The sequence below is a fragment of the Streptococcus orisratti DSM 15617 genome, assembly GCF_000380105.1.
In the GTDB taxonomy this organism is placed as follows: domain Bacteria; phylum Bacillota; class Bacilli; order Lactobacillales; family Streptococcaceae; genus Streptococcus; species Streptococcus orisratti.
This window is the reverse complement of sequence record NZ_KB904451.1, coordinates 16,849-28,704: the sequence shown is the minus strand read 5'-3', so window position 1 is coordinate 28,704 and position 11,856 is coordinate 16,849. Positions and strand designations below refer to the sequence as shown.

The window sequence follows — 11,856 nt, the reverse complement described above, 5'->3', positions numbered from 1 at the left end:
CCTATCTTAACACTAGGCTTTTCCATATTTTGCACGAACCTCTTTGGTAGCTGCAACCAAGATTTCCAATGCTGCAAGTGTCTCAGGTTCGCGACGTGTTTTGAGTCCACAGTCTGGATTGACCCAGAATTGTTCCAAAGATAACTGGTGAAGTGGACGCTCAATGTTGGCCTTAACTTCTTCTTTGGTAGGTACACGAGGTGAATGAATATCATAAACACCCAAACCAATTCCCAAAGGATAAACAGCCGTCTCAAAGGATTCAATAATATCACCATGACTACGGCTTGTTTCGATTGAAATGACATCGGCATCCAAGTCACGAATTGAATCAATGATTTCATCAAATTTTGAATAGCACATGTGCGTATGAATTTGAGTTTCGTCTTTGACAGACGACGTTGCAATACGGAAAGCCTGAACAGCATCATCTAAGTAAGCTTTTTGCTTTGCCTTACGTAATGGCAAGCCTTCACGAAGGGCAGCTTCATCTACTTGTATAATAGCAATGCCCTCATCTTCTAGTAATTTAATCTCATCTTTGATAGCCAGACCGATTTGATTGAATAATTGGCTACGCGGAATATCCGTACGTTCGAAAGACCAGTTAGTAATCGTAATAGGCCCAGTTAGCATTCCTTTAACAGGGCGGTCAGTCAAACTTTGTGCATAAACTGTCTCAGCAACTGTTAGTGGTTGAATGTGCTTTACATCACCGTAAATGATTGGTGGTTTAACAGCACGAGAACCATAAGATTGAACCCAACCCAATTTGGTAGTAGTAAAACCAGCCAATTTTTGACCAAAGAACTCTACCATGTCCACACGCTCAAATTCACCATGAACCAAAACGTCAATATCCAAATCTTCCTGAATTTTAATCCAGCGAGCAATTTCTGAATTGATAAATTCTTTATAGGCTTCGTTTGAAATATCCCCGCGTTTCCAAGCCAAACGTGTCCGACGAATTTCAGGTGATTGCGGGAAAGAACCAATTGTTGTTGTTGGTAAAATTGGCAAATGAAGACGTTCTTGCTGAATTTGACGACGAATCTTATAATCGTGTGGACGTTGGGTAGGCACTTGAGCGAGATTTTCTAATTCAACGTTACGGAAATCTGCCGCCTGTAAGGCATCAAAATCAGCGACGTGCTCAGCATAAGCTGGATTTTCAACACCATCAAATTTTTCAGCTAGGAGTTTAATCTCTACTAATTTTTCATCAGCGAAAGATAGCCCCTTTTTAAGAACAGGATCTAAGTCTGTTTCATTTTTCGTTGTTACCGGAACGTGCAACAGTGAACATGATGGCTGAACGACTACTTCTGCAACATTGTCAGCAATCGTTTTAAGGAGACTTGATGTCCTGTTAAAATCAGCAGCCCAAACATTACGACCATCGACAAGACCTGCAAAAATAACTTTTCCAGCAAAGAGCCCATCTTGCACAGCAGCTAGGTTTTCATCCAAACCATGAACAAAGTCTAAACCAAAGGCAGCCACAGGAAGCTTTGCCAGTTTTTCCGAGTCAATAAGAGCCTCAAAATAGGTTTGGAAAATAAGTTTTGCTTCTGGAATCTCTTTAGCAAAATAAGTGTAAACAAATTTTGCAGCTTCAAGTAAATCAGCGCCCTCATCTGTCACGAAGATTGGTTCATCTACTTGAATGTAAGTTGCTCCTGCGTCAACCAATTCTTTAAAGATTTGTTTGTAAAGAGGCAAAAGGCTTTTTACTGCTGCTGTGAAATCTTCGACTTCTGAAGAAAGGGCAACATAGGTAACTGGTCCAGTAATGACTGGTTTTGCCTTGTCACCGACAACCTCACGAGCTTCAAGATACAAATCCAGTAAACGCGTATTAGTCAATTTGGGTTTAATTTTTGACCATTCTGGAACAATGTAGTGATAATTTGTATTGAACCATTTTTTCATTGATGAGGCAACATTGTCCTTGTTCCCACGCGCAATAGAAAAATACAGATCCAAATTTACTTCCTCTTTAGCAAATCGTTTAGGAATAATGCCAAACTGTACTGACAAGTCCAAGATGTGATCATAAAGTGAAAAATCACCAACCGGAATTAAATCCAATCCCGCTTGCAATTGCTTATTTAAAAATGTCAAGCGAAGTACTTTAGCTTGTTTTTCTAAATCTTCTTGAGAAATATTTCCTGCCCAATACGCCTCAATCAGCTTTTTCCATTCGCGTTGTTCACCTAATCTGGGATATCCCAAACTTGAAATCTTAACCATAGTTGCCTCCTATATCGTCATTAGTTTAAAACTATATCTAGTTTGTTTTTGTGTCTAAAATTTTATCTGATTTTTCCTTTATTTTCAATACTTTTACCTATTCTAACTTTTTATGCTGCGGTATAGTTTTTTCTTATACATTTAGACCGAGTTATAGTTTTTACCTATATCCCATTCTTGCTTTCAAATTTTAACTTTCCTCTTCACATCAAATTTTTGAAAAAGTAAATCAATTTCATTTTTTGTTAGTGAAAATGTTAAAATTGTGATAAAATGAGATTGTAAACGTTTGCAAAAGCATTGATAATGTTTTGTAAACCATTTTACATGAAATAAGGAGGATAGCATCATGGTAACAAGATATCACTTTACGCCTGAAGAAATGCGGAAAGGCTCCGTTTATTTCTCACCCTTGAAAACAATCATAGAGACAGCATTTTATGAAAATCAGGTTCGTCCTATAAAAACTTTAGAGGAAGCTTACCAATTAGCATCAACTACTTTTGGGACAGTCGTTTTAGACATGCCCGTTATTCATACTAAAGAATTAGGACTCCCCTCCTATGCGCGAGTGCTTTTAACCAACTCTGGTGCTATCGTTGGACGTACAGCCAAAGCTAGAAGAATCTATGGTCAGGATAGTGTGGAAGACGAAAAGCTGCTATCTCTTGTCAGGAGCGCTGTCTACCAATCCCATCGTCGCCAATTCTACAAAGCTGCAGCTGTTGTCGGCTTGGATGAAGAGTTCATGATAACTGCACACCTTATGGTTCCCGAAGAAGAAGCCAATAATCTCTACTCTTGGCTTTTAAACTTTCAAATTTTAGATGAAGAGTTCAAAAATCGACTTCGTCTCTCAAAGAAGTACGAAGAAAACGATATTTTCGTCTTTTTCGACCCCAAATGGACTCATCCAGACTATCCCGATGGGCTAGCCTATTTCGACACACAGCACAACTGTGTCATTATTTTAGGACTTAATTACTTTGGAGAATTAAAAAAAGCTACACTCACACTGGCTTGGGGAACAGCGGCAAGAAATGGGTATGTCGCTTGCCACGGAGGTTTGAAAATCTTCAAGTCAAAACACGATCAGAATAGTTATGTAGCTTCATTTTTTGGTTTATCGGGTTCCGGCAAATCAACCTTAACTCATGCCAAACATCATGGAAAATATGATATCAAAGTCTTGCATGATGATGCTTTTATCATTTCCCAAGCAGATGGCTCTTCTATTGCTTTGGAACCATCCTACTTTGACAAAACCAATGACTATCCCACAGGTCACCCTGAACAAGATTTTTTTGTGACTGTTCAAAATTGCGGTGTTACCCTTGACAAAGATGGTCGAAAAAAACTCGTCACCGAAGATATTCGAAATGGCAACGGTAGAACTGTAAAATCACGCTTTTCCACCCCAAATCGCCTCGACCGTATTGATGATGCAATCAGTGCTATCTTTTGGATTATGAAAGACGACTCACTACCACCTCTCATCAAGATTGACGATCCTCGCATCGCCTCAACGATGGGTTGCACCTTAATGACTAAACGATCTAGTGCCGAAAATACCAAAGATAGCCGAGAAAGTTTGGTTATTGAACCCTATGCTAACCCTTTTAGAATCTATCCTTTAGTTGAAGACTATCAAAAATTTTACTCCTTATTCAAATCTGGAGTAGATTGCTACATTATCAATACTGGCTATTACATGGGAAAATCTATTCCAAAGGAAGTGTCCTTGGAAATTATCGAACTGATTGTTGATGGAAAAGCCGATTTCCAACCGTTTGGTCCTGTTGATGGACTCAAGTATTTAGCGCTTACTCAATACCCAGTTCATCCATTTGATACTGCTTATAAGCAATTGCTGCGCGAACGCATCCAAATACGTCTGAATTTTCTATTGGAATTTAACCGCAACCATCCACGAGAAGCCCTCCCCGTTGAAGCCATTTCGCGCCTAGAAGCATTACTTAATAGCCTCCTCTAATTCTAATATGTAAAAAGCGTTCAGAAACCACCTCAAATGACTTCTAAACGCTTTTTTAGCTACAGTTTTTTTTGAAAGTTAAAGTTAGAACCTGTATTCACAGTTCAGCATTTCCATCTAATACTGATTAAAAATCAGAAATAGCTACCTGGAAGTGATTGGATATATTCAAAAATGAACAATTACATGATTGATGGAATCTTTTGTCACGGTAAAAGGGGATGATTCATGATGATAGTTATAAGTTTGTTATTTTTGATTTTGGTTGAGTATAAGGCTAGTTTTTGAGCTACTCCTCGTTAGTTTTTTTTTCAAAATACAGTCAGTATTCTCTCAAAAGACTATCTCTTATCTATAAGTACTTCACTTGTGAATACAGGTGTTTAGATTAGATAATGCAGACAGCGAGAAGTAAAGCTCGACAAATCTAGGCAGCAAGGGCTCGCAGAACATGGACACAAATATATCTGATTTCCCTCTGACACTAGTGTTCTGAGACCAACAACCTATTTCTTTTTAAAATGATTACGAACAATTGGTGCAACCTTTTCACCATAAAGTTTAATAGCTTTAAGAACATCCTCATGAGGCATAGACCCGATTGGTAGATGGAGCATAAAACGGTCTAGTTGCAAATCTTCAATAATCTTAATAATCTTAGCGGCTACATGCTCTGGATCACCAACAAAGATAGCACCGTCTGGACCAACTGAGGTAAGGTACTGTTCTTTTGTCATTTCTATCCAGTGAGGACGGTCTTTAGCAATATTATCCACTGTCTGTTTTGTTGGATAAAAATAGTGATCAATAGCCGACTGGTGATCTTCTTCAATCCAACCCCAAGAATGTGCTGCCACCTTGAGTTGTTCAGGTGCATGACCGTGACGACTGCCGATTTCCTTATAAATTCGAACTAACTGACGAAATGCTTTGGGATTTCCACCAATTGTTGCATAAACGATTGGTAGTCCTTGTTCCGCAATTCGCACAGTTGAGTCAAGGTTCCCACCCGTGGCTACCCAGATAGGAAAATCTTCCTGAACTGCGCGTGGGTAAACCGGATGGTTGTGGACAGTTTGAGTATGCTCTCCTTTCCATTTTAGGGTGGTCTCTTCTTTGATGGTTAATAACATATCCAATTTCTCATTAAAAAGTTCATCGTAGTCTGTTAAGTTGTAACCAAAAAGCGGAAATGATTCAGTGAAGGAACCACGTCCTGCCATAATCTCGGCTCTACCATTTGAAATAGCATCAATTGTCGCATACTGTTGATAGACACGAATTGGATCAATTGAAGAAATGATGGTAACAGCAGATGACAAGCGGATACTTTTGGTGCGAGCCGCTCCAGCTGCTAAAACAATTTCCGGTGCCGACACAGCAAAGTCTTCTCGATGATGTTCACCGATGGCATAAATATCTAAGCCAACTTGATCAGCTAATTCAATTTCTTCCACCAATTCACGAATTCGCTGATCGTGTGGAATGACTTGCCCAGTCTTTTCTAGCTTTGTCGTTTCTCCAAACGTTGTGATACCAAGTTCAATTGCCATAATTATTCTCCTCTGATTTTCTGTTTTGATTTTATCACTAATTAGTGACAGTTACAACTCCTATGCTCATTGTCTCAGCCTATCATACAAAAGCCTGTGGAGAGACTTTGGAAGGTCAAAAATAAGGTAAGCGTTCTTTGTATCAACGAAATGTAGATAGAACTCTATTACTTTCTAGTTTTCTAACCAATAGTCTTTGGAGCCGAGCGCTCATCAAATCAAGGCAACAGCGATTGAGTTTGATAATTCAAAGCCTTTCAGCCCCGCTATTTGCAAAATTCCCGACTTCATTTCCCTTTTTTTAGGAATTGATAGTATAATAGAAAGAGATTATTTATAGAAAGAAGGTATCTTTATGGCTATCACTCACAAACGTCAGGATGACTTGGAAAGCATGTTTGCAAATTTTGCAAAAGTTCCAGAACCCAAAATAGCAACTGACCCAGAAGACGACAAAAAGAAAAATCCTAAAAAGAAAGAGATTAAGTAGCTTATGGGTATGCTCAGTAATTTGCCAGACAGTGTACTGCAGTGGATGGCTATTTTTATTTCAATCATCATTGAAGCTTTACCCTTTGTCCTGTTAGGAGCGATTTTATCAGGATTTATTGAAATTTATGTTACGCCAGATCTTGTTCAAAAGTTTCTCCCTAAAAACAAATTTCTGCGTATCCTTTTTGGAACCCTTATTGGTTTTATATTTCCATCCTGTGAATGTGGCATTGTTCCCATCATCAATCGCTTTTTGGAGAAAAAGGTACCCAGCTATACCGCAATACCTTTCTTAGCGACCGCACCCATTATCAACCCTATTGTGCTATTTGCGACCTACTCAGCTTTTGGAAATTCACTTCGTTTTCTTATGTTGCGTTTGTTGGGAGCGATTTTAGTTGCCATTACGTTAGGAATTATGCTCGCTTTCGTTGTTGACGATAATATTCTCAAGGAAAATGCTCAGCCAACACATTTTCATGACTATTCCAAAGAAAAATGGACTAAAAAGCTATTCCTTGCATTTGCTCATGCCATCGATGAAGTTTTTGATACTGGACGTTATCTCGTTTTTGGAACTTTATTAGCATCTGCCATGCAAATCTACCTACCTACTCGTATTTTGACTACAATTGGGCACAATCCTATCACAGCTATCTTAATCATGATGCTACTCGCCTTTATTTTATCTCTTTGTAGTGAGGCTGATGCCTTCATCGGTGCTTCACTCCTATCAAGTTTTGGAATAGCACCTGTTTTGGCTTTTTTGCTGATTGGTCCCATGGTTGATATTAAAAATCTCATGATGATGGTGAAATCTTTCAAAGCACGCTTTATCGTCCAATTTATTTCCGTTTCCTCGATTATAATTGTCCTATATTGTCTGTTTGTGGGGGTGATGTAGATGATACGTTTTCTTATTTTAGCAGGTTACTTTGAGCTCTCTATGTATTTACAGCTTTCCGGAAAGCTAGATCGTTACATCAACGTGCATTATTCCTACTTATCCTATATTTCCATGGTCTTATCCTTTATTTTGGCAATTGTCCAACTTATCGTTTGGATGAAGAATATGAAGCTTCACACCCATTTAACAGGAAAAATTGCAAAGCTAACTAGCCCCATCATTTTATTATTCCCTGTTTTAGTAGGGCTTCTTGTTCCAACTGTCAGCCTAGATTCAACAACCGTATCTGCCAAAGGTTACAATTTTCCACTTGCTGCAGGTTCTTCAGGTACCGTTAGTGAAGACGGTACGCGGGTACAATATTTGAAACCTGATACCAGCCTTTATTTCACTTCTTCTGCTTACGAGCGTGAAATGAAAAAAGAACTGCAAAAGTATAAGGGAAGTGATAAACTGATGATTACCACTGAAAACTACATGGAAGTCATGGAACTGATTTACCTTTATCCCGATGAATTTATGGATCGTGATATTCAATACACAGGCTTTGTTTACAACGAACCTGGTAATTCTAGTTATCAATTTTTATTTCGATTTGGCATCATTCACTGTATTGCCGACTCAGGCGTTTATGGTTTGTTAACCACTGGAAGCGATCAACACTTTTCTGACAATACATGGCTGACTGTTACAGGAACTCTCAAACTTGAATACAACCAAAGTTTACAACAAACCCTCCCCGTACTACAAATCAAACAAATTAACAACACTCAGAAACCAGACAATCCTTACGTTTATCGTGTTTTCTGAGTCAAAATAAAAACGAGTGCTTGATTTAGAAGAATACACTTCAAATCAAACATTCGTTTTTTTTTTTAGGATAATCTGTCAGACAAGAGGCTTAAAATTTTAATCATTTAAATCTCTCAAAGGTGAAAAAACAATCTTTTCAATGTCTGCTAGGTAAACTGACAAAGCTTGTTGCGCATCAACATAGGCTTTCAAAATTGGATTAGATTCCACTTTAACACCCATACCCTGGATGGCTAACTGGTCTTCCTCACTAGGCATCTGACCAGATTGCATTTTAGCGTATAAACTTTCTTGGAAAGCTGAAAATTCTTCAAAAAGTGCCTTTGCCTCTGGATCCGCATCAATTTTCGCTTTGTTATCCACAACCGTCTGATACTCCGGAAGTGCACGAATACCGCGTTCTAATTCATTTGCTAAATCATAAATATTGGCCATTGATTAACTCCTTATTTAATAGTAACTTTATAATCTGTGTGTTGGCTGATTAGTCTTTCAGCCCTTTGCAAATCCTTAGCATTCTTGAACGAAATTTGTAAAATACCAAAGATGTCTTCACGATTTTCTTCATTGATATGAATATTTACCAATGAGGTGCCACGTAGTAGTTCCAAAATACGCAAGATAACATCTTCCTCATCTGGAACATCTACAAAAAGGTCATAACTACTATCAACACCACCACGTTTGTGGATTTCCATTTCTTTACGGGTCTGACGCGCCTTGTCAAAATAGTGCCAAATGCCCTCTTCATCGTTTTCCAAAATTAGCTGAGCAACAGTGTCTAACCGTTCTTTAAAATCAGAAATCCGATTTAAGACGGCTTCTCTGTTACTTAACAGAATACTAGTCCACATGCCAGGCTCACTTTCAGCAATCCGAGTCATATCTCTAAAACCACCTGCTGCAAACCGTTTTGTCATCTCGTGTTGGTTGCCATAATCACCTGCCTGTTCCATGAGACTGGCTGATAAGATATGGGGAAAATGCGAAATCTGACTGGTCACACGGTCATGCTCTGCTGCATCAATCTGGATAAAACGGGCATGGAGACCTGACAAAAGAGCTTCAAGTTCAGAAATAGTAGCATCATCTGTCAAAGTAGATGGAGTAAAGATATAATAGGCATTTTCAAACAAATTAACATCTGCCGCAATAGCTCCCGTCTTGTGCGAACCAGCCATTGGATGAGAGCCAACAAACTGAATTTTTTTAGATGATAAATACTTCTCCGCAGCTTCTACAATTTTCATTTTGGTAGAACCTGCATCAGTAATGATAACATCGTCCTTCAGGTCCAGGTCAGCCAAGATTTTCATGAAATCAATTGTCTGTTTGATTGGAACTGCTAAAATGATGACATCTGCTAATGGGGCAAATTCCTTAAAATTATTTGTCGCCTGATCAACAATCCCACGTTCCAAAGCAATTTCACGTGACTTATCAGAACGATTATAACCTAGAATTTTATAATTTGGGTGATCTCGCTTAATGCCAAGAGCAATTGAACCACCAATCAAGCCCAGACCAGCAATATAGATAGTTTTTTCTTCCATCTTCACTCCAATCCTCTCTGTGCAGACATCTCAAAACAGCTGATAATTTTAAAAATTCTTGACATAATCACGATGACGAGCAAGAGCTTCCTTAAGTTCTTCCATATTATCTGATGAAAATTTCTCAAGAATTTCATTGGCAACCACGGTAGCAACAACAGCTTCCATAACCACTCCTGCTGCAGGCAAAGCGGTTGGATCTGAACGTTCAACGGTTGCCTTATAAGGCTCGTGTGTCTCGATATCTACCGACATGAGTGGTTTGTATAGAGTTGGAATAGGCTTCATCACTCCACGAACTACGATAGGCTGACCATTAGTCATCCCGCCTTCAAAACCACCCAAATTGTTTGTTCGACGGGTGTAACCTTCTTCTTCATTCCAAAGGATTTCATCCATAACTTGTGAACCGCGCAAATAGCCATCTTTAAAACCAAGTCCAAATTCAACTCCCTTGAAGGCATTGATGGAGACGACCGCACCAGCAATCTTAGCATCCAGTTTTTTATCCCACTGAACGTACGAGCCTAGACCAACAGGAACACCACCTACCACAGTTTCGACGATACCTCCAATGGTATCACCTTCCTTCTTGATTTGATCAATATAGTCCTTAATTTCTTGCTCACGTTCCCGATTAACAATGGAAACTTCAGATTGGCGGGATAACTCTTTAATCTGAGAAACTGTCAAACCATCTGGAACATCAATCTCTTTGCCACCAAAAACCACCACATGATTAGCGATTTCAATATCTAATTCTGACAAAATACGTTTGGCAACAGCACCAACAGCTACGCGCATAGTTGTTTCGCGAGCTGAAGATCTCTCTAATGAATTACGCAAATCATCAAAACGATACTTCATCCCACCAACCAAATCTGCATGTCCTGGACGCGGATGCGTAATCTTTCGTTTAGTTTTTAATCGATCATCAATATCTTCAGCCGACATAATGTCTAACCATTTTTGATGGTCTTTATTGATGACATCCATAGTAATTGGTGCACCCGTTGTTTTTCCATGACGGACACCTGAGGTGAACACTACCTTGTCCGACTCAATTTTCATACGACCACCGCGACCATAGCCGCCTTGACGACGTTTCAAATCTTCATTTATATCTTCGGCAGTTAGAGGTAAACCTGCTGGCACACCTTCAATAATTGCAGTTAGACGTGGCCCATGTGACTCACCTGCGGTTAAATATCTCATTTACTTCTCCAAATAGTCTTTCATTTCTTCGAGAGGGATTTGGTTAATGGCTGCGCTTCCCAGTTCAGGGACGATTACCGTCTTTATTGTATTTCCACGCGCCTTTTTATCATGTGTCAAAGCTGTGTATAATTCCTCAACCTTCCACGGTTCGTAGAAAGTTGGTAAACCAAACTTTGCACACATGTTCTCAATCTGCTCAGTAATTCCTTTAGGCATCAATCCTTTTTTCTCAGCGACTCGGGATATTTGAATCATTCCAATGGCGACTGCTTCCCCATGCATGACTTTACCATAACCCGCTGTTGCTTCAATAGCATGCCCTATGGTATGCCCAAAATTCAAATACAAGCGGACACCATTGTCCAATTCATCCTCAACTACTACTTTACGTTTGACATTGCAAGAACGGAAAATGATGTCCTCTGCATTATCTAAAATACTATCAATATTTCCAGACATTTCTGATAATTCTTGCCACAGGTCAAGATCATCAATAGCACCATACTTAACCACTTCACCCATACCTTCAATTAATTCACGTTTTCCAAGCGTAGCAAGGGTGTCGGGATCAATAAGTACTCCATCAGGTTGAGTAAAAGTCCCAACCATATTTTTGGCAAAAGGAGTATTGACACCTGTTTTTCCACCAATGGAAGAATCCACTTGCGCAGTCAAACTAGTCGGAATTTGAACAAAATGAATACCTCTCATATAGGTTGATGCTACAAATCCTGCTAAATCACCAACAACACCTCCGCCCAGTGCAACAATGCCGTCACTGCGGGTCATTCCATTTTTTACGAGGAATTCATAGGCTTTATTGACAGTCGTCAAATTTTTACTAGCTTCTCCCTCAAGAAAATCAAAAACGAGCACATCAAAACCTGCTCCTTGAAGACTAAGTTTCACCTTTTCAGCATATAAACCACCAACATGATTATCTGTGATGATGACAACTTTCTGAGGTTGCCAAAGTGACTTCAGCCAGTCTCCAGCATTTGCAAGAGAGGCTCTTTCAATAATGATGTCATAAGGATGGTCTGGAAGATTTACATTAAGTTTCATAATAGCCCT

At 39.2% G+C, this 11,856-nt stretch carries 10 protein-coding genes; 4 read left to right on the top strand and 6 right to left on the bottom strand.

The annotated features are described in order from the left end of the window. Nucleotides 1-12: 12 nt before the first annotated feature. Nucleotides 13-2,253, bottom strand: coding sequence for a 5-methyltetrahydropteroyltriglutamate--homocysteine S-methyltransferase (metE, locus tag A3I7_RS0101865; RefSeq protein WP_018375088.1), 2,241 nt, complete (start codon nt 2,251-2,253; stop codon nt 13-15). Nucleotides 2,254-2,602: 349 nt separating this feature from the next. On the opposite strand from metE, the gene A3I7_RS0101860 reads away from it, so the two are divergent. Then, nucleotides 2,603-4,246: a phosphoenolpyruvate carboxykinase (ATP) gene (locus A3I7_RS0101860; protein ID WP_018375087.1), complete on the top strand. Its 1,644-nt coding sequence runs from the start codon at nt 2,603-2,605 to the stop codon at nt 4,244-4,246. A 506-nt stretch (nt 4,247-4,752) separates the two neighbouring features. Here the strand turns inward: A3I7_RS0101860 and A3I7_RS0101855 are convergent. Beyond that, nucleotides 4,753-5,799 (bottom strand): LLM class flavin-dependent oxidoreductase, encoded by a 1,047-nt coding sequence (locus A3I7_RS0101855; protein WP_018375086.1) that lies wholly within the window; start codon nt 5,797-5,799, stop codon nt 4,753-4,755. 355 nt (nt 5,800-6,154) lie between these two features. Here A3I7_RS0101855 and A3I7_RS0101850 point away from each other — a divergent pair, with 355 nt between their 5' ends. Genes A3I7_RS0101850 through A3I7_RS0101840 form a run of 3 tightly spaced genes read left to right on the top strand, consistent with a single transcriptional unit; the run spans nt 6,155 to nt 8,008 of the window. After that, nucleotides 6,155-6,289, top strand: a complete 135-nt coding sequence (locus A3I7_RS0101850; protein ID WP_018375085.1) for an SPJ_0845 family protein — start codon at nt 6,155-6,157, stop codon at nt 6,287-6,289. A 3-nt stretch (nt 6,290-6,292) separates the two neighbouring features. Next, complete coding sequence (locus A3I7_RS0101845; RefSeq protein ID WP_018375084.1) at nt 6,293-7,195, top strand: permease; 903 nt, start codon at nt 6,293-6,295, stop codon at nt 7,193-7,195. Next, entirely contained in the window at nt 7,196-8,008 is an 813-nt protein-coding gene (locus A3I7_RS0101840; RefSeq protein ID WP_018375083.1) for a TIGR03943 family putative permease subunit, read from the top strand. A 99-nt stretch (nt 8,009-8,107) separates the two neighbouring features. Here A3I7_RS0101840 and A3I7_RS0101835 read toward each other — a convergent pair whose 3' ends face one another. From A3I7_RS0101835 to aroB, 4 genes are read right to left on the bottom strand one after another with little or no spacing between them, the layout of a single operon-like run. After that, complete coding sequence (locus A3I7_RS0101835; protein ID WP_018375082.1) at nt 8,108-8,446, bottom strand: YlbF/YmcA family competence regulator; 339 nt, start codon at nt 8,444-8,446, stop codon at nt 8,108-8,110. Between the two features lie 11 nt (nt 8,447-8,457). After that, a complete protein-coding gene (locus tag A3I7_RS0101830) occupies nt 8,458-9,564 on the bottom strand; it encodes a prephenate dehydrogenase (protein ID WP_018375081.1) in 1,107 nt (368 codons plus the stop codon). 48 nt (nt 9,565-9,612) lie between these two features. Next, complete coding sequence (gene aroC / locus A3I7_RS0101825) at nt 9,613-10,779, bottom strand: chorismate synthase (protein ID WP_018375080.1); 1,167 nt, start codon at nt 10,777-10,779, stop codon at nt 9,613-9,615. Beyond that, complete coding sequence (aroB, locus tag A3I7_RS0101820; RefSeq protein WP_018375079.1) at nt 10,780-11,847, bottom strand: 3-dehydroquinate synthase; 1,068 nt, start codon at nt 11,845-11,847, stop codon at nt 10,780-10,782. Between the last annotated feature and the right edge of the window lie 9 nt (nt 11,848-11,856).